We start from the raw sequence: 20045 nt of genomic DNA, 5'->3' as shown, positions 1-20045 counted from the left end.
ATTTTGAAAATCTTACAAAACCCCATTTAATAAACCAATGGCATTACTTACTCCTTTAATTTCAGGTTTTATAGCAGCTTTTATTGGAATTATTCCTCCTGGTTTAATCAATATGACGGCGGCTAAAGTAAACTTGAAAGAAGGAAAAAAGAATGCGTTATGGTTTGTGGCCGGAGCAATAATAGTTATTTTTTTTCAGGTTGCTCTAGCCGTTTTATTTGCCCAGGTAATTGACAATCGTCCAGATGTAGTGACCTTATTGCGTGAAGTGGGGTTTGTTATTTTCTCTATTTTAACGATTTACTTTTTGTTCATTGCCAAAGAACCTAAAGCCAAAAAATCAAAGATTAAAAAGAGCAGCAAAAAGAATCGTTTCTTTCTAGGAATGCTGCTCTCGGGATTGAACTTCTTTCCTATCCCCTACTATGTTGTAGTAAGCGTGACTTTAGCCTCCTACCGTCTTTTTGCATTCGAGAACAATATTATTTTCACCTTTGTATTCGGTTCTGTTTTAGGATCGTTTGCAGCCCTATACAGCTATATCGCTTTCTTTGGCAGAATAGAGGCAAAGACAGATTACTTGATGCGCAATATGAACACCATAATCGGAAGCATTACGGGCTTGATATCTGTGGCAACACTTTTTAATATTTTGAATTACTATTTCGGTTAAAACACCAATCGTAAATCAACAAAAAATAAAAAGAAAAGGTTCAGTAACTTTATGCTAGTGATTAAACCACATTCAATACAAGCGGTTTCCACCTTTACAATAAGCTCCAAATAAGCTCTCTTTAATTTGTGTCAAAAACTACGCTATGGCTGAAGATAATTTTTTTGAAAAAGTGTACCATATTGCCCGGCAAATCCCCTACGGCAAAGTAACGTCATATGGTGCCATCGCAAAAGCATTAGGAACCGCACGCTCTGCCCGAATGGTCGGCTGGGCCATGAACGCTGCTCATGACTTAGAAGACATACCGGCGCATAGAGTCGTAAACCGAAAAGGTCTTTTAACTGGAAAGCATCATTTTGACGGCACCAATTTAATGCAGCAGCTCCTAGAAAGCGAAGGCATTGAAGTAATCAACAATCAAATTATGGATTTCGACAAACACTTTTGGACTCCTCCAGTCCAAGCCTAAAGAGTTTTACAGCACATCCAACCAACTTAAGTGATCGTCAACTAAATCAAACAAATCACAAAATTAGTTCTATCACTAGCTGTTTGATAACTTAAATAACCACCATGAGCCTCCACAATATTCTTAGAAAGCGTCAATCCAATTCCTGCACCATCTTTACGTGTGGTAAAAAAAGGTAAAAAAACCTTATCCCTAATCTCTGGATCGATTCCTTTTCCATTATCCGAAATCGTCATAAAAAAACGATTATTCTCTGCATACGAAGATAAGAACAGCTGTTTATTTTCACTTTTTCCCTGCAAGGCATAAACACTATTGGTAATCAAATTAATCATTACTTGTTCCATCTGATTCTTATCAATCAAAATGGAACGCGAGCTATTAATCTCATTGATCAACTCAATATTTTCAGCTTTTAAAATGGGCCCCATAATTCGCAAACAATCATCAAAAAGCGCATTTATGGGTGTCAAGATCTTAGTTGGTGTTGGCAACATAGCCAACTTTCTATAATTTTCAACAAAAACCTGCAAGTGATCACTTCGATTGATAATCGTTGAAATACTACTTTTTATATCATCAAAATCATCCTCTTCCAGCTTTTCCTGATCAACAATTTGCAATAAATTCTGCGACAATGCACGAATTGGTGTTAAGGAATTCATCAATTCATGCGAAATAATTTTCATCAGATTAATCCAGGCCTCTTTTTCCTTTTTCTCAATAACGCGCTGAATACTATCCAGCAGCACAATAAAATACTCTTTGTTATAGGTTGTGGTCCGAGAAGTCTGCAGCATAAACGTCTGTAGATCCTGCTCCTCTATTTTAATAGATATAGCTGACTTTACCTCCTTGAAATCCATATGCTCTATTTCATCACAAAGCGAAGGCAAGTAATTTCTAAGGTATTTCCACTGACTAATTTTAGGCACTTTAAATAGGCTCGAAAAACAATCGTTCATTAAAAAGACATTCCACTGTGACTCTTCCTTTTCTTTTTCTAAGATAATAATGGCCGTATCGATATTATTTAAAATCGACTGATAAACCAGTTCTTTTGAGGTCTGCTCTTGTTGCCTCAGCTTTAAAGCATCGTACAGCAGGTGCAAATTTTTGAAGTTATTCTTTTTATTTTCTTCGGAAAAATTCGTCGTAAAATCATTGTGTAGTATGGCCTGCAAGGTTTTATCGTAAAATAAAAATTGATGTTTTATAAAAGAATACATCTCAATCAAAACTAAAACCATAGAAAACCCCGCTAAAAGAGCATTGTAATAAAACGTTTTGTAGATCAAAAAAACGCTAGTAAAAAAAAGGAATACCACCAATAAAACCCTTACGTACAAAGCGTTATAAAACTTCCAGTTTTTCATTATTAGTTGCTTTTTAAATCATATTTTTCAATCCTTCTGTATAGCGCTGCTCTTGACAAACCCAACTCTTCCGCTGTCTTACTAATATTTCCGTTATGCCTAAACAACGACTTTTCAATAGCCGCTTTTTCCAATTCAGACAACGGATTTTCATCATTTTCTTGCAGCTCTTCGAAGTTAAGAATATCCAAATTCATTAGAGAGATAACATTGTTATCCGCCAAAATCAAAGCACGCTCAATTTTGTTTTCCATTTCTCTAATATTCCCGTTCCAAGGATATTTTTCCAGATATGGCCCTACGTTCTGTTCAAACTGGCAATTTTCCTGTTGGTATTTTTCAGCGACCTGATCTAGAATAAAGTGAGCCATTGGCACAATATCATCTTTTCGTTCCCTTAATGAGGGCAAATGAATTTCCATGGTATTGATACGATACAACAAATCTTCGCGGAATGTCTTATTTTTAACCTCAGCCTTTATATCACTGTTGGTAGCGGCAATAATCCGAACATTTAAAGGCCTTGCTTTGCTCTCCCCTAAGCGCGTAACCGTTTTCGTTTGTAGCACATGTAACAATTTCGCCTGCAGATGAAGGGGGATATTCCCGATTTCATCCAGAAATATCGTACCATTAGCTGCTGTTTCGAATCTTCCAGCGGTATCTGTTTTAGCATCAGTAAAAGCGCCTTTTGCATATCCAAAAAGCTCACTTTCAAACAAACTATCACTTAAAGATCCTAAATCAACATGTACAAAAGATTGATTCTTCCGCTGAGAATTTTGATGAATAAACTCGGCAAAAACATATTTCCCTGTTCCATTCTCACCTAAAACCAAAACATTCGCATCGGTTTTCGCCACTTTCTCTGCCATGGAATAGGCCTGTTTTATCTTAGGAGAAGTACCCACAAAGTACCTTTTCTCAGTCTCTAGCACCTCTACCTTTTTTGCTTTTTTTCGACTTTCACCTACAGCTTTATCAATAGTTTCTAGTAACTTTTCGTTCTGCCAAGGTTTTAAAACATAGTCAAAAGCGCCTATTTTTATACCCTCAACGGCCGTATCAATTTTACCAAAGGCCGTCATTAAAATCACAACAGTCTGGGGAGAAAGTGTTTTTATTTCTTTAAGCCAATGAATTCCTTCGCGTCCATCTTCAAAACCAATACGGTAATTCATATCCAATAAAACCACATTGATTTCATTCTCATTTAAAAGAGAAATGATTTTTTTAGGATTATTGGTCGTGAAAATAGTTTCAAAATGTTTTTTGAGAATCATTTTCGCTGAAAAAAGAATTTCTTCTTGGTCATCAACAATCAATATTTGGGCTTGTTTTTTTCGCATGCTGTCTTTTTTTGTTCGATTCCGAACGCTCAACTGTTCATTATCGAACAGTCCTTATCTGAATGATTTTCAAAGCTTCTTTAAACTCAATGCTTTACGAATAATGAATTTTATGGCACAGTATTTACCTATTGACTATCAGTAAATTATTAAAAAAATGGACACCATAATTCCTCGTAAAAATAGAAAATTTAGATATCTCACAATAGCAATTGGCGTTTTTTTAGCTTTGGCTACTATCTTCTTTTTTTCCTTTAGCACCAAAAGAAGCTTAAATGTCAAAGCCGAAGAACTAAGTGTTCAGAAAATTGAGAAAGCCTATTTTGAAGATTTCGTTGTCTTTCAGGCTAAAGTAGAACCTTTGAATGTCATGCTGGTCAACATTACTGAAGGAGGATCTGTAAAAGAGATTTTCGTAGAAAACGGCGCCATGGTTAGTAAAGGTCAATCCCTTGCACGCTTATACAACCCAAATACCGAACTCAATTATCTAACTCAGGAAACGGCCATTATTGAACAAATCAATAATTTGAATACAGGAAAACTAAACATTCGAAATCAGGAATTAAATTTAAACAAAGATTTGGTCTTGATTGAACACGATTATAACGACGCCAAAAGACTGTACGATATGAACGCGAAATTATTTGACAAAGAAGTAATTTCCAAAAATGACTGGAATACCTTTAAAGAAAGTTTGCGCTTTCAAGAAGAAAGAAAAAAGAGCATTCAGCAGAGTATTCAAAAAGAAAAACAAACCAACCAAATTCAAATTTCACAAATCAACCACTCCATTCAAACCATGGAAAAAAGTTTGGATATTTTGAGAGACAATAAAAAAAACTTTTTAATTACTGCTCCCGAATCAGGCCGATTAACTTCCTTTCAACCTGTTTTAGGTAAAACATTTCAAGCTGGAGAAAGCATTGGTAAAATAGACTCCAAACAAGGCTATAAACTTATTGCTGAAGTGGATGAGTTCTATTTAGAAAAAGTGAGAGAGGATTTAAAAGGACAAGTTGAATTTAAAGGAAAAAATCTTGAAGTCCGAGTAACAAAAGTAATTCCAGAAGTTAAAAATGGTCATTTCATAGTTGAATTGGCTTTTACATCTAAGGAAAACATTGCCTTACAAGACGGATTAAGTTTTGGGGTAAAACTAATATTATCAGAAAAAAACAAAACCTTAGTTGTCCCTAAAGGAAGCTTCAACCAAGAAACGGCAGGAAAATGGATATTTGTAGTCAAAGGCAATAAAGCTGAAAAAAGAAACATCAAGTTAGGAAGAGAAAACCCTTCGTACTATGAAGTTCTTGAAGGATTAAAAGAGGGCGAATCGGTGATTACCTCATCGTATTCCGACTATAAAGACATTCAGGAACTTTCAATAAGCCCCAACTAATCTTAGTCCACATTTTCAAATAACAACGATCAATCATCAATCAAAAAACATAATTACAAACCACTAACATTTTAGAACTATGATAACTATTCAAAATTTAACCAAAGTTTTTAGAACAGAAGAAGTAGAAACCTCCGCTTTAAGTGGTATAACGCTACAAATTAAAAAAGGAGATTTTTTAACCATCATGGGACCTTCTGGTTGTGGAAAATCGACTTTACTAAATATTATTGGACTCTTGGACAGTGCCTCTGACGGAAGTTACAAACTATTAGATCAAGAAATGATCGCTCTAAAAGAAAAGGGAAGAGCTGTTGTTCGCAAAGAAAACATAGGCTTCATTTTTCAGAATTTTAATCTAATTGATGAGCTCTCTGTTTATGACAATATCGAATTGCCTTTGCTTTACAACAATGTAAAAGCAGCAGTTAGAAAGCAAAAAATAGAAGCCATTGCTGAAAAACTAAATATTTCGCATCGATTAAAACATTTTCCGCAACAACTCTCAGGTGGTCAACAACAAAGAGTTGCCGTTGCAAGAGCATTGGTAAACGATCCTAAAATTATTTTAGCTGATGAACCTACTGGAAATTTAGATAGTAAAAATGGTAATGAAGTAATGGAACTTTTGACCGATTTACACGCCAAAGGCGCCACGATTTTGATGGTAACCCACTCTGATTATGATGCTTCTTTTTCACAAAAGACCATTCATATGAAAGATGGTGTCATATTCTCCGAGAAATTAAATCAGAGAAATGTAGATGTTTTTATGGACGCTAAATAATTTCACAATGATCAAATTTATTATAACCGCAATTACAATTCTGATCGGATTTGTTTGCAAAGTATTGTCAATTATCTAATCACTAAGTCGTTTTTAAAACACTCAGAAGTAGCCAAACCAACTATTAACTATAAAAAATAAACAATGATTTTTAACTGGTTTAAAATATTTGTATATCACTTAAAGCAAAACAAATTGTTTTCGTTTTTAAATATACTAGGATTAAGCATTGGAATCGCCGGGGTAATTTTCGCCATTTTATACTGGAACAATGAAAATGCCTACGACAAATGGAATCCGGAAAGAGAAAATGTGTACCAAGTACTCAATAAAATTGGCGCCACTGGTGATATTTGGGCCTCAAGCTCTATTCCTTTTGGTATAACCTGTAAAGCCACTATTCCTGAAATCGAGTCCATTTGCTTTTATGATGGCTGGTATTACGAAGATGTGATCAAGTATCAAAATCAAAAATGGATGGGTAAGAAAATAATCGTCGCAGATTACGATTTCTTCGACACCTTCCCATTTCCCATTGTAAAGGGAGCTAAAAAAGATATACTGAAAGAAAAAAACAGTGTCGCCATCTCAGAAGATGAAGCCAAACTAATTTTCAAAAATGAAGATCCTATTGGAAAAATCCTAATCAATGACAACAAACCTTATGTTGTAAAATCGGTGTACAAAATTATCAAACCCTCTTCTATTGAGCCCAACTATGTCTTTGGCGGTCTCTTGCGCGAGGATGATCTGAATATTTGGGGGAACTTCAATTACACTTTGATGATTAAAACCAAAAAAGGAGCTAATATGGAGTCCGTATTAAAGAAGATGCAAAACGTAAACTACGTCAATCGAACTTTAAAAGATGCTAAAGCAAATGGCCAAACACCTGAACAATACGTAAAGGAAAACGGGGAAATCACAGTGATTTTGGATCAGCTGGACCAAGCACGTTTACACGGTACAAAAACGTCCAGTGGCTATAATTTCCCTGAAGGAAAGGGCAACCTACAACTACTTTACATCATGGTTGGTTTGTCTATTTTGATACTGATTTTATCCCTAGTCAACTATATCAATTTAGCAACAGCGTCTGCTATAAAACGCGCCAAAGAAGTGGGTGTCCGCAAAATAGTAGGAGCAAGTAAAATACAAATCATTAGTCAGTTTATATTTGAAACAGCCATTATTGTAACCTTAGCCATTCTTTTTGCTTTGGCAATAGTTGAACTTTCTTTACCCTATTACAACAACTTCCTCAAGAAATCGTTGACCATGAATGGCGGTGAATTTTACGGGCAACTTATTTTTATATTTGGATTAGTAATCGTTCTGGCAGGTATATTCCCAGCCATTTACATCTCCAATTTTGAGACCTTAAAAGTTTTAAAAGGAAATTTTTCGAGAAGCAAAAGGGGCATTTGGATTCGAAACTCCATGTTGATTTTTCAATTTGGCATTGCTGCCTTTTTTATCATCGGCGCTTTAATTGTTAACTCACAGGTTTCCTATATGATGAATAAAGACCTTGGTTTTAGTGGTGATCAGGTCATTAGAATTCCTTTCAAATCTGCAGACAGAACCAAAAAAATAAAAAAATACTATACCACCAAACAAGAACTGCTTAAATTATCAGGGGTTCAAGATGTATCTACTTTTGCAGGTTCTTTTGGAAACAGTACCAATTCTAGTTCCGGTTTTACACACAACGGTGTTTTTGTACAACCCCGTAATGTCGAAATGGATTTTGGCTTTTTGGAAATGATGAAAATCAAGCTGGTTAAAGGACGGGATTTATCTCCAGAATATGCCTCGGATACCATTAGCAACTGGCTAATCAATGAAACGCTTGCCAAAACACTAGGACTTAAAAACCCCATCAACACCATTATATCTTCAGGCTGGGGAGATGAAAAAGGAAACCTGAAATTCAAAGTGGTAGGCGTGGTGAAAGACTTTCATATTACAGGGCTTCAAAATAAAGTTCCGCCTATGGTTTTTGTCAATGTGAAAACTTTAAAATGGAATAATTTTGACAATGTTTACGTAAAAATCTCCCCTACTAATTTAACAGAAACCCTCGCCAAACTAAAAATCTATTGGGAGAAAAACATCAATGCCGATTATCCTTTTGATTATGAATTTGTCAACAAGGGATTTGCGAAAACCTACGAAGCACAGGTAAAACAGAAAGATTTGTTTTTCATCTTAAATCTGGTGGTGATCATTATTGCCATTTTTGGATTATTCGCCTTAGCTTCTTTCTCTATGGAGAGACGACTAAAAGAAATTGCCATCCGAAAAACATTAGGAGCTGAAACAGATATACTGCTGAAAGAGCTATCCAAACAATATGTGCTTTTTTGCTTAATGGGTTTTGTAATTGGCATTATTCCTGCTTATATTTTACTGCAAAAGTGGCTTGAAGATTTCGCTTTTAGAATTAACGTTTCATTGTACCCCTTTGCCATAGCCTTAGTTTCACTCATGACTTTAACTTTACTAATTGTTCTAACAAAAGCCTATCAAGTGACTAAAATCGACATCTTAAAATATTTAAAATACGAATAAACTTGTAGACCATTTTTTTTAGCCCGATCCATTATCAAAATGGGTCGGGTTTCTTTTGTCGATCTACTTCCTCAATTCTACCATCAAGAAATACAATTCAAAATCATTAAAATACGAACATAATCCGTTATATTTGTAGTCTGAAATCAGTTTAAATAAATATAATACAGAATTTGATTTCGTTCATTAGAAAACACTCCATTAAAATGAAATTAGACAGAAAAGAAATTCTTAAAGCTCTAGAAACAATCACTATAGCTGGAGAAGGAAAAAATATGGTTGAAAGCGGCGCTGTTGCCAATGTAATTACTTTTGGCGATGAAGTTGTGGTAGATTTACTTTTACACACACCAGCAATGCATATTAAAAAAAGAGCTGAAGATGATATCAAAAAAACAATCCATGAATTGGTATCTCCTGAAGCAAAAATCAAAGTAAACATTAAAGTCGAAACTAAGGAAAATCCTAACGAAATAAAAGGAAAAGCCATCCCTGGAATCAAAAACATCATTGCCGTTGCTTCTGGTAAAGGTGGTGTTGGAAAATCTACAGTAACTGCAAATTTAGCCGTTACTTTAGCAAAAATGGGATTTGCAGTTGGTGTTCTTGATGCTGACATTTACGGACCTTCTATGCCGATAATGTTTGATGTCGAAAATGAAAAACCAATTTCGATTACCGTTGATGGAAAATCTAAAATGAAACCAATTGAAAGTTACGATATCAAAATACTTTCAATCGGATTTTTTACGGCTCCAAGCCAAGCGGTAATTTGGAGAGGTCCAATGGCTGCTAAAGCTTTAAATCAAATGATTTTTGATGCAGATTGGGGAGAATTAGATTTTATGTTAATCGATTTACCTCCTGGAACTGGAGACATTCACCTCTCGATTATGCAATCGTTACCAATTACAGGAGCTGTAGTAGTAAGTACGCCTCAAGCAGTGGCTCTAGCCGATGCTAAAAAAGGAGTTGCGATGTTTATGCAAGACAACATCAATGTACCTGTTTTAGGTATTATCGAAAATATGGCTTACTTTACACCAGAAGAACTTCCTGAAAACAAATACTATATCTTTGGACAAGAAGGAGCAAAAAACCTTGCTGAAGATTTAAATGTTCCTTTCTTAGGAGAAGTTCCAATCGTACAATCTATTCGCGAAGCAGGAGATTACGGTCGTCCAGCAGCTTTACAAACAGCCTCACCAATTGAGAAAGTTTTTGAAGAAATAACTCGAAATGTTGTACAAGAAGTAGTAAACAGAAATGACAGTTTACCCGCTACCGAAGCCATCAAAATCACAACAATGGCAGGTTGTTCAGCAGTAAAGAAAAATTAGATAATTGAGATAATGAGAACAGTTCGATAATCTAAAAATTAGATCAGTAGCTTTTGACTTAAAGTGGAGCGTTTAAAAACTCCCAATAAACACCAATCCTACTGATCTAATGGATATTTTCTCCAATTGACATTTTCTCCAATTGACACCATAAATTATGACAACAGAAGAATTAACAACTAACGTATTATTGGCTTTAGAAGAAATCAGACCTTTTTTAAATTCTGATGGAGGAGATATTACGTTAATTTCAATAGAAGACGATAAACATGTTAAAGTTCGTCTTGAAGGCGCATGCATTAGCTGCAGCGTAAACCAAATGACTCTAAAAGCAGGAGTTGAAACAACAATAAAAAAATATGCGCCACAAATTGAAACAGTGGTAAACATTCTATAAAGACCAATTATTTGATTTGCTATTAGAACCATCGAAAGAACAAGAATAATAGCTCTTTGGATAATTTGACAGATAGAATTTAAAAAACAACATAAACAAAGCATCTTTTTTGTTAATTCAGCAGAAAAGACTAAAAAGATTTAAGAGTTTTTGCTAAGGAATTATTACTTATTTAACTTAAATTTGTAACATAACCCCAAAAACCTTAAACCTATGAAGAATTATTACGCTTTGTTTTTATTGCTCTTTACTGTTTCTATAAATTATGCGCAACAAGCTTCACAAACCCTGGTAGTTGATAAAGCCTGGGTCAGTCAAGCGGAAGAATGGGGGAATTTTGAATACTCAGGACAAATCGTATTTATCATTCCTAACAACGGTGAAGAAGGCAGTTTAAAAATAGGCAATTATGACTTTTTATATGACTTTTCACAAGGAAGAGGACAGTTTGCAAACAAAGCTACTTATAGTACCGCAGATTTTACTCATCCCGTAAAAATAACGACTCAAACCAATAAACAAGGAGTCGTAAATTCAACCTACGAAGGCCTTTTAACCTTCCAATCTGAAAAAGATTATTATTCCGTAAAAGCAATAATAACATTATTAGAAAAGAATGGCAACATACTTGGAGTAAAGATGCACCTCAAGGATAGTAATAGAAAAGAATACGCATTTAGTTTAAAAAATAGTTAACCTAAGGATTTATCACGTTATCAAATCCTAATCAGCAAAATTCCAAGTAATAAAATGGATGTATTAATAAAGATTAAAGATCGAGAAGGAGTTATACACGAGTTACAAGCTCCTACGGATATGGCAATGAACATAATGGAGCTATGCAAAGCATACGAACTTCCTGTTGAAGGAACCTGTGGAGGAATGGCCATGTGTGCCTCTTGCCAGTGTTATGTTTTGAATGATATCGCCTTACCTGAAATGGGAGATGATGAAGAAGCCATGCTTTCTGAAGCGTTTTACGTTAAGTCCAACAGTCGATTAGGCTGTCAAATTCCAATCACTACAGCATTAGAAGGATTAGAACTAGAACTAGCCCCAGAATACTAAATATAAAAAAAGCGAGAAAATTTAATTTCTCGCTTTTTTCTTTTATAACAATTCTTATTAACTACTTTTTAAACCAAATTAGCAGCTATCAAATATTCTGCAATTTGAATCGTATTTGTCGCAGCACCTTTTCTTAAATTGTCCGCAACAATCCACATGTTTAACGTATTGGGTTGGCTTTCGTCACGACGGATTCTTCCAACAAAAACATCATTTTTACCTTCTGCATAAAGAGGCATTGGATAAGTAAAGGTATCCAAATTATCTTGAACTACAATTCCATCTGTATGGTGTAAAATTTCACGAACTTCATTTACATCGAAATCATTGGTAAACTCCACATTTACTGCTTCACTATGTCCTCCAACAACGGGTACACGAACAGCAGTCGCCGTTACTCTAATGGTATTGTCACCTAGGATTTTTTGAGTCTCACGTACTAATTTCATTTCTTCTTTAGTATAACCGTTTTCTTCAAAACTATCGCAATGTGGAATAGCATTACGGTGAATTGGGTATTTATAAGCCATGTCACCTTGAACGCCAGCGTATTCATTTTCCAACTGTCTTACCGCTTTAACTCCTGTTCCAGTAATCGATTGATAAGTAGAAACAATAACTCTTTTAATGTTGTATTTTCTATGCAATGGAGCCAAAGTCAACACCATTTGAATAGTTGAGCAATTTGGGTTTGCAATAATTTTATCTTCTTTAGTCAACGATGAAGCATTGATCTCTGGTACTACTAGTTTTTTTGTAGGATCCATTCTCCAAGCTGAAGAATTATCGATTACGGTTGTTCCAGCAGCTGCAAATTTCGGCGCCCACTCTAATGAAGTATCTCCACCGGCAGAAAAAAGTGCAATATCCGCTTTCATATCCACCGCAGTTTGCATGCCAACTACTTTATATTTTTTACCGTTATATTCAATTTCTTTTCCTACTGATCGCTCAGAGGCAACAGGAATCAATTCTGTTACAGGAAAGTTTCTTTCCGCTAATACTTTCAGCATTACCTCGCCAACCATACCAGTGGCACCTACAACCGCTATTCTCATTTTTATATTTTTAGTATGAATTAATCTAAATTACAATGCAAAAGTATACATAATATAAAACAAAACAAGGCGGTTAACAAAAAATAACAAAATGTTACAAATTAAACAAAAGCAAAAAAAACCGCTTCACTCAAGAAACGGTTCAATTCAATATAATCCAACAGAATTACTTTTTAAGTAAATCTCTAATTTGTGTAAGTAACTCTTCTTGAGTTGGTCCCGTTGGAGCCGCAACAACAACTTCTTTTTTCTTAGCTTTTTCAGCCGCTCTCAATACAATAAATACAAAAAGTGAAATAATCACGAAATTGATTATGGCCTGAACCAAATTTCCATAAGTGATCGTAGCCGCTCCTGCCGCCTTAGCTGCTGCTAAATTTACATAGGTGTTCCCATCGAGCGTAATAAACTTCTGAGTAAAATCTATACCTCCTGTCAGCAAACCGACAATCGGCATAATAATATCGTCTACAGCAGAACCAACAATTTTCCCAAATGCCCCACCAATAACTACAGCAGTAGCTAAACTTAGCACATCACCCTTCATTAAAGAAGCCTTAAAATCAGCAAAAAATCCCATAGTATCTATTTTTAAATTAAACGCATAATCAAATATAAGAATATTTTTAACAAAAAAATAATAAAATAATTATCTAAAAAACACTCTTTTTACCCTTTGCGAAATGCTGGTCAAAATTTCATACGAAATTGTATGTAAGGCATTTGCCATTTCTGTTACCGTCGGACGCTCACCAAAAATAACAACCGAATCTCCTTCTTTACAATCTATAGCACTTACATCCACCATCAACATATCCATACAAATACTACCCACTATCGCTGCCTTTTGGTTTTTGATCATAACATAGCCCACTTGATTACCCCATAATCTGGAAATTCCATCGGCATAGCCAATGGGAATAGTGGCTATTTTGGTTACTTTTCCAGCTTCAAAGCGTCTTCCATACCCCACAGTATCTCCCTTTGGAATCACACGAATTTGAGAAATAATTGACTTTAACGTCCCAACGTTCTCTAGGTACTTTTGCTCTACCGGATCATTAGAAACCCCGTACAAACCAATCCCCAATCGCACCATATTGTATTGCGCTCCAGGAAAATTACTTATTCCAGAAGTATTTAGAATGTGCCTAATGGGGTCTATACCTAATTCACTAATTAATTTTGACGATAGTCTTTCGAATAAACTAATCTGAGACTTAACGAAATCGTAATGTTTTAGCTCGTCACTGGTAGCCAAATGCGACAACACACTTTTTACGCGCACTGATGTATTCCCTTTTAAAGTGGCAATCAAATCCTCCATCGTATTCTCTTCAAATCCCAAACGATGCATTCCTGTGTCTAATTTTATATGAATTGGAAAATTGCTCAGCTTCTTTTCCCTAGCCATTTTCAAGAAAGCGTTTAATCCTTTTATACTGTAAATTTCTGGCTCTAATTGATATTGAATTATGGACGAAAAGCTCGTAGATTCTGGATTTAAAACCATAATCGGTAATTTTATCCCTCCATTTCGTAGCGAGATACCTTCATCTGCGAAAGCCACTCCTAAATAATCCACCTTATGATGTTCTAATAACTTTGCTATTTCTAAACCACCATTACCATATCCGAAGGCCTTAACCATCACCATCAATTTCACCTTATGAGCCAACTTTGACTTAAAGAAATTTAAGTTATGACTAATCGAATTCAGATTGATCTCAAGGATAGTCTCATGTGTTTTCTCTTCCAACAAGGCTACTATTTCTTCAAACTGAAAAGACCTAGCCCCTTTAATCAAAATCGTTTCACTTACAAAATTGAGACTTTCAAAATGAGCTATAAAGTCGGCTGTACTTTTAAACATCAAGCTATTAGAAAATTTATCCTTAAATGATGAAATAGTACTCCCAATTCCAATTACGCGATTCACTTTATTATCTAAGATAAGCTGAGCCACTTTAGTATATAAGTCTTCATTTGAGAATCCACTTTGAAAAATATCAGATAAAATCACCGTTTTAGAGGAATTCTTATTTTGACTTTCCAAAAAGTCCAAAGCGATTTTAAGCGATTGAAAATCCGAGCTATAACTATCATCAATAATACTACAATTATGGATACCGTTTTTAACTTCTAAACGCATTTCTACCGGATATAACATTTGAATGCGGCTTTGAATTGTAGCCAAATCATACTCCAAATACAACAAAACCAACAAACAGGAAATAGCGTTTTCAATAGAAGCTGAGTCACTAAAGGGAATTTCTAATTCATAGACTTCACTATTGTATACATATTGTATGCGTGTTACCTCAGATTTAGTTTCTTTTTTTAAAATAAAAACAGCTGCAGCTTCATCTGTAAAACTCCAAGAAAAAAGTCGCCTGTCTTTCAAATGATATTCTTTCTCAAAAGCCGCCAAACATAGATCGACAATTTCATTTTTTTGATAAATAATAATCTTTGATTTTTTAAAAAGCCGTAATTTCTCCTCCACCTTCTGCTCTAAATTCTGAAAACCTTCATCATGAGCAGATCCGATATTAGTCAAAACGCCTATACTGGGTTTAATCATTTTCTCCAGCTTCTCCATTTCGTTTACCGTCGAAATTCCAGCCTCAAAAATGCCTAAATTATGTTTTTCGTTAATAGCAATCACTGACAGCGGAACGCCGACTTGAGAATTATAACTTTTAGGGCTTCTAATAATATTATAGTCTGGACTTAATAAAAAGTTAAGCCATTCTTTCACTATAGTTTTGCCATTACTTCCGGTCAATCCAATAATCGGCAAATTAAAAAGATCTCGGTAATAACTCGCGAAGCTTTGCAGAGCATCCAATGTGTTTTTTACCACCAAAAAATTCGCTTTACCTTGACAATTATCTGGAATATACTGCACAACAAAATGCTGAACTCCGTTATCTATAAGTTCACGAACATATGAATGAGCATCATTATTTATACCGGTCAAGGCAAAAAATAAAGATTGTGACCCATTTTGTAGTGAACGACTATCGATTGAAATATGATCAATCAAAATATCCGTATTGGAGCCAATCCACTCAGCGTCTAGAATCGGGATAAGGCTTTTTAAGTTTATGCTCATTTAAAAATTACTTTTGTCAAATTTAAAACTTTAAAGCTAGAAAAGAGTTGAGAATTTCTTAAAAAAAAAGTCGTTTGCAAAACTGCATTTATATTTTATTATATTTGTTGAACACCATAAAATACAGCATTTTGAAAAGAGTTTTGCCTTTATTCTCCTATATCTTACATCCTATTTTCATATCGATGTATGCTACCTTATTTTATCTTTTCTATAAAGCTGACCTTTTTACAAATCAGGAAAAATATTATGTATTGTTTCAAATCCTGATCATTACCGTTTTAGTTCCGATATTATTTTTCATGTTACTGCGTTCGACTGGACACTTAAAATCGGTAATGATACATGAGAATACGCAGCGTAGAATTCCCCTTATCTTACAATGCTTTTTATATATTTTGTTATTAAAAAGAAGTATTGTCATTATGCGATATCCCGAGCTTCATTTCTTTTTTATGGGTGCTTTGTTTAGTACTATTTTGGCTCTAATATGTTCCCTTTTTAAAATCAAGGCCAGCTTACATCTGATGGCTATTAGCGGGTTTACCGTTTTTGTCATCGGCTTAAACATGCATTTGCAGATCCACAACCCTTATTGGGCAGCGTTGATGATTTTGCTTACTGGAGCTGTAGCTTCCTCACGCTTAGAAATGGAAGCCCATACAAACAAAGAGCTCCTTATCGGTTTATTTATTGGCATACTTCCACAACTCCTTTTCTTGTTCCTATGGTTATAGGATGTAAAAAATCAAACCAACATTCATGGTTTTCATCGCAATACTTTCTCCTGATACGGTTTTAACGGATTTGTCAAACAACGAATTCAAGCCATAATATGCATATACATTCCATGTATTGTATCCTGCAGAAATATAGAGCCCGTACTGCAATTTATTAATATCGGGGTTATTCTTTATTCGATAAGTTGTTTCTCCATCATCCAAAAGAGACCGGTCAGATATTACATAGCTCATTTTCATCCCACCATAAATTCTCCAAAATCGATAACTTTCATAGGTAGAATTCCTCCATCTAAACTCTATAGGAAGATCAACTAAATATTGCCTGTACTTATTGGTTTCAAACTCCCCATAATCATTGACACCATAAATCAAAGCTCCATCTGGACCTTTCGAAATAGTTAGATTTTGGAAGTAGTTTTGATAACTCAATCCCAAACCCGTTGCAATGGCAAATGTTCTACTTTTATTGATGGGCATATCTCGCAAAAAACCCACAGAAAGCCCTGCAGAGAATTTATCCTGCTTTAAGCCAGTAGGCCCTTGCATCAAAAGATTATAGGTAACTGAAAAATAAAATTGATCCTCACGATATAAAGAATCGATTTTAACAACTGGTTTTATTTCAGTCTTTATCTCCGATTTAATCTCTTCTTGCGAAAAAGCATTAAAAAACGACACAAAAAATAAACAGCTTAAAAGTATTCGCATATCGTATTTTGGTTTTAAAGAGGTTTTTAGGAAAACGTTTTTGAGGTTGATTTATTTTAATTACAAATATAATATAATGCTAGTTCAAGACGTAATTACAAACCAACTATTCTCTTTTTCACGAGAAATAAAACCATTTCCTGATTTTTTTTCAAGAAATCAACAAGACAATACACAAAATGAATCTATTTTCCTTTGATCTTTTATACCTTTGCCTTGGATGAAAAAAAAGCAACTCATATTAAGTGTTTCTTTGGCTCTTACAGTATTGTTCTCAATATTGTTTCAGTCCATACACAGTTATGAGCATATTATTAAGCAGCTTTCAGAGAAACAATGTCATCATGATTATAGTGACCCCAGTGGCGAAATAACCCACCAACATCACAATTATGATCTTTGTTATATCTGTCATTTTGCTTTTGGAACCTATGTTGTTCCTGAAAATTTTGCTTTTCAATTTCACACTTTCTACAAAGAAATACCCTATTTCTTTCCCATTTCTGAAAATGTTATTTCATTTTCAAAAAGTGCTTATTTAGTACGCGGCCCTCCTACCACTATAGTTTCTTAGTTTCGCAATACCCGAAATAAATTTAATACCTCTTTAATCTAATTTAAAAAGTTGGCCCATTTCTGCATTGAAAATCTTCAGATCAGAACCTTCGGCTATGCTTTTATTTTTTGATTCAAAGAATGTACCCACAATTAACTATAGTATCATTTTCTTATGAAAAAAATAATCCTTGCCCTTATTATAGGGATTTCAGGCCTGGTTTCAGCCCAAAATTCTGTATCCGGAACCGTAACTGATCTACAAAACCACCCTTTACCAGGAGTTTCTGTTTATGCACCAGAACTACACAAAGGTACAACCACAGACCAAAACGGTAAATACGAATTCAAAAACCTTCCCAATGGACGTTTTAGACTCGCTTTTACTTTTGTTGGATTCACTACTCAAAACACCACTATTGACAAGTTGTTACCTCAAAACGTTTTAGACATCCTACTTGCCGAATCTATTTTTGAAATGGACGAAGTTATTGTCTCCACTCCTTTTAATAAATTACAGTCGCAAAATGTAATGAAAGTTGAGCATGAAAGCATCAAAACCTTGCAGCAAAAAGGAACCTCTACTTTAATTGAAGGCCTGGCTACCATACCAGGTGTTTCTCAAATCTCAACAGGAACTTCCATTGGGAAACCCGTAATTAGAGGACTTAGTGGTAATCGAGTGCTCGTTTACTCACAAGGTGTCCGCATAGAAAACCAACAATTTGGAGACGAACATGGTTTAGGCTTAAATGATGCTGGAATAGAAAGTGTTGAAGTCATCAAAGGCCCCGCTTCTTTATTATACGGCTCTGATGCCTTGGGCGGAGTTTTGTATTTTAATCCGGAAAAATTTGCAGACGCACATACCTTCAAAGCCAACTTCGGTCAAAAATATTTCACCAACACACAAGGAAGCAATTCAACAATTGGATTAAAAACATCAACCGATAACTGGAAGTTTATAACACGTGGAAGCTTCAACACTCACTCTGATTACAAAATAGCCGATGGCGATCGTGTGACCAATTCACGTTATAACGAAACTGATTTTAAAACAGGAATTGGGTACAGCAACAGTAGCTTCTCCAGCATTTTAAGATACAATTATAATAAGTTAGATATCGGAATTCCAGAAGACGGAATTGGCGAACAATCCTCTAGCAAAAACACCCAATTCCCAAGACAAGGAATCTTTAATCATTTACTGAGCTTAAACAATATTTTCTTTTTTCAAAATTCGAAACTAGATGTTGATTTAGGTTATATCGCCAATGACCGTAGTGAATTTGAAGACAGCAACGATGCTTCTCTGCGAATGAAACTCAATACATTTAATTATAACGCTAAGTATCACTTACCAAAATTTGGCAAATTTGAAACGATCTTGGGAGTCCAAGGAATGCATCAAACCAATACCAATTTTGGAGAAGAATTTTTAATTCCAGATGCCATAACAAATGACTTTGGTGTTTTTGGAACTGCTAATTACGAATGGAAAAGCAGCGTTCTACAAGCTGGATTGCGTTTTGACAATAGACACATTACCACTGAAGCGCATGGAGTAGAAGGTGAAGAAGGGCATTTTGAAGCGCTAAACAAATCATTCGACAGTTTTAATGCCTCTTTAGGATACAAAACCACTCTAAGGGAAGACTTTACCCTTCGATTAAATTTAGCATCTGGATTTAGAGCGCCCAATTTAGCTGAATTAACCTCAAATGGCGTACATGAAGGAACCAATCGATATGAAATTGGAAATAGCACTTTGAAAACAGAACAAAACATTCAGACTGATTTGAATTTAGAATACAAAAATACCCATTTTGAGTTTTTTATAAACGGTTTTTACAATCATATCAACCATTATATCTACACCTCCCCAACTGGAGAAATTCGAGACAATAATGATGTCTTTGCTTATATTCAAGACAACGCAAAATTATTTGGAGGAGAAGTTGGTCTACACTTTCATCCACACCCCCTTGACTGGTTGCATTTTGAAACCAGTTTTGAAACCGTAACAGGTGAAAAACAAAACGGTGACTACCTTCCTTTAATTCCTGCTAATAACTGGAACAATACAATCCGAACTGAGTTTAAAATTAAAAAATGGCTTGAAGAAGGATTTGCGACCTTAAACGTTTCTTCAACTTTTAACCAAGACAATGTAAGCGGTTTCGAAACAGCCTCGAAAGGATATACATTAGTCAACTTAGGATTTGGCGGAACAGTAAAACTAGGAAAGCATTCTTTTGATGTTAATTTGAATGGAAACAATTTACTTGACAAGAAATACATTGCACACCTTTCTAGATTAAAAACAGATGGAATCCCAAACATTGGTAGAAATATTGTTTTGGGAGTGAATTTTAATCTCTAAGTTTTCTTTTAAAAGACAAAACGAGCTTTTCTTGTTTTGATC

General features: G+C 34.9%; 18 protein-coding genes. 12 read left to right on the top strand and 6 right to left on the bottom strand.

The window, feature by feature from the left end:
- Positions 1 to 37: 37 nt before the first annotated feature.
- Both AC51AA_RS14375 and AC51AA_RS14370 read left to right on the top strand, forming a co-directional pair.
- Complete coding sequence (locus AC51AA_RS14375; protein WP_500702919.1) at positions 38 to 673, top strand: LysE family transporter; 636 nt, start codon at positions 38 to 40, stop codon at positions 671 to 673.
- A 145-nt stretch (positions 674 to 818) separates the two neighbouring features.
- A complete protein-coding gene (locus tag AC51AA_RS14370) occupies positions 819 to 1145 on the top strand; it encodes an MGMT family protein (protein ID WP_500702918.1) in 327 nt (108 codons plus the stop codon).
- A gap of 41 nt (positions 1146 to 1186) precedes the next feature.
- On the opposite strand, the gene AC51AA_RS14365 is transcribed toward AC51AA_RS14370, so the two are convergent.
- Together AC51AA_RS14365 and AC51AA_RS14360 are read right to left on the bottom strand one after the other, a co-directional pair.
- Positions 1187 to 2521 carry a sensor histidine kinase gene (locus AC51AA_RS14365; protein ID WP_500702917.1) on the bottom strand — a complete coding sequence of 445 codons (1335 nt, stop codon included), beginning with the start codon at positions 2519 to 2521 and terminating at the stop codon, positions 1187 to 1189.
- Positions 2522 to 2523: 2 nt separating this feature from the next.
- Positions 2524 to 3870, bottom strand: a complete 1347-nt coding sequence (locus AC51AA_RS14360) for a sigma-54-dependent transcriptional regulator (protein WP_500702916.1) — start codon at positions 3868 to 3870, stop codon at positions 2524 to 2526.
- 157 nt (positions 3871 to 4027) lie between these two features.
- Between AC51AA_RS14360 and AC51AA_RS14355 the strand changes: the two genes are divergently transcribed.
- The 7 genes from AC51AA_RS14355 (at position 4028) to AC51AA_RS14325 (ending at position 11438) form a co-directional block, all read left to right on the top strand.
- Positions 4028 to 5272: an efflux RND transporter periplasmic adaptor subunit gene (locus AC51AA_RS14355; RefSeq protein ID WP_500702915.1), complete on the top strand. Its 1245-nt coding sequence runs from the start codon at positions 4028 to 4030 to the stop codon at positions 5270 to 5272.
- A gap of 79 nt (positions 5273 to 5351) precedes the next feature.
- A complete protein-coding gene (locus AC51AA_RS14350; RefSeq protein ID WP_500702914.1) occupies positions 5352 to 6059 on the top strand; it encodes an ABC transporter ATP-binding protein in 708 nt (235 codons plus the stop codon).
- Between the two features lie 144 nt (positions 6060 to 6203).
- Complete coding sequence (locus AC51AA_RS14345; protein ID WP_500702913.1) at positions 6204 to 8633, top strand: ABC transporter permease; 2430 nt, start codon at positions 6204 to 6206, stop codon at positions 8631 to 8633.
- Between the two features lie 206 nt (positions 8634 to 8839).
- Complete coding sequence (locus tag AC51AA_RS14340) at positions 8840 to 9973, top strand: Mrp/NBP35 family ATP-binding protein (RefSeq protein ID WP_500702912.1); 1134 nt, start codon at positions 8840 to 8842, stop codon at positions 9971 to 9973.
- 157 nt (positions 9974 to 10130) lie between these two features.
- Complete coding sequence (locus AC51AA_RS14335; RefSeq protein ID WP_500702911.1) at positions 10131 to 10370, top strand: NifU family protein; 240 nt, start codon at positions 10131 to 10133, stop codon at positions 10368 to 10370.
- A gap of 213 nt (positions 10371 to 10583) precedes the next feature.
- Positions 10584 to 11066, top strand: a complete 483-nt coding sequence (locus tag AC51AA_RS14330) for a hypothetical protein (RefSeq protein ID WP_500702910.1) — start codon at positions 10584 to 10586, stop codon at positions 11064 to 11066.
- Positions 11067 to 11120: 54 nt separating this feature from the next.
- Complete coding sequence (locus AC51AA_RS14325) at positions 11121 to 11438, top strand: 2Fe-2S iron-sulfur cluster-binding family protein (protein WP_500702909.1); 318 nt, start codon at positions 11121 to 11123, stop codon at positions 11436 to 11438.
- A 68-nt stretch (positions 11439 to 11506) separates the two neighbouring features.
- On the opposite strand, the gene AC51AA_RS14320 is transcribed toward AC51AA_RS14325, so the two are convergent.
- The 3 genes from AC51AA_RS14320 to AC51AA_RS14310 all read right to left on the bottom strand — a co-directional run bounded on the left by AC51AA_RS14320 (position 11507) and on the right by AC51AA_RS14310 (position 15614).
- Positions 11507 to 12496, bottom strand: a complete 990-nt coding sequence (locus AC51AA_RS14320) for an aspartate-semialdehyde dehydrogenase (protein WP_500702908.1) — start codon at positions 12494 to 12496, stop codon at positions 11507 to 11509.
- Between the two features lie 166 nt (positions 12497 to 12662).
- Positions 12663 to 13076: a large conductance mechanosensitive channel protein MscL gene (mscL, locus tag AC51AA_RS14315; protein WP_500702907.1), complete on the bottom strand. Its 414-nt coding sequence runs from the start codon at positions 13074 to 13076 to the stop codon at positions 12663 to 12665.
- Between the two features lie 69 nt (positions 13077 to 13145).
- Entirely contained in the window at positions 13146 to 15614 is a 2469-nt protein-coding gene (locus AC51AA_RS14310; protein WP_500702906.1) for a bifunctional UDP-N-acetylmuramoyl-tripeptide:D-alanyl-D-alanine ligase/alanine racemase, read from the bottom strand.
- Between the two features lie 131 nt (positions 15615 to 15745).
- Between AC51AA_RS14310 and AC51AA_RS14305 the strand changes: the two genes are divergently transcribed.
- The gene (locus AC51AA_RS14305) at positions 15746 to 16351 is read left to right on the top strand and encodes a hypothetical protein (RefSeq protein ID WP_500702905.1); all 606 of its coding nucleotides are present in this window, start codon (positions 15746 to 15748) and stop codon (positions 16349 to 16351) included.
- Here the strand turns inward: AC51AA_RS14305 and AC51AA_RS14300 are convergent.
- Positions 16346 to 17065, bottom strand: coding sequence for a porin family protein (locus AC51AA_RS14300; protein ID WP_500702904.1), 720 nt, complete (start codon positions 17063 to 17065; stop codon positions 16346 to 16348). The two genes, AC51AA_RS14305 and AC51AA_RS14300, sit on opposite strands and share 6 nt — an antisense overlap.
- Positions 17066 to 17285: 220 nt before the next feature.
- Here AC51AA_RS14300 and AC51AA_RS14295 point away from each other — a divergent pair, with 220 nt between their 5' ends.
- Entirely contained in the window at positions 17286 to 17639 is a 354-nt protein-coding gene (locus AC51AA_RS14295; protein ID WP_500702903.1) for a hypothetical protein, read from the top strand.
- Between the two features lie 156 nt (positions 17640 to 17795).
- Positions 17796 to 20003, top strand: coding sequence for a TonB-dependent receptor (locus AC51AA_RS14290; protein ID WP_500702902.1), 2208 nt, complete (start codon positions 17796 to 17798; stop codon positions 20001 to 20003).
- Positions 20004 to 20045: the final 42 nt, after the last annotated feature.

The sequence above is a fragment of the Flavobacterium sp. OHVDL-2026-0007 genome, assembly GCF_059882335.1.
Note: the sequence above shows the minus strand (reverse complement) of the source record. Positions and strands in the feature narration are given on the sequence as shown.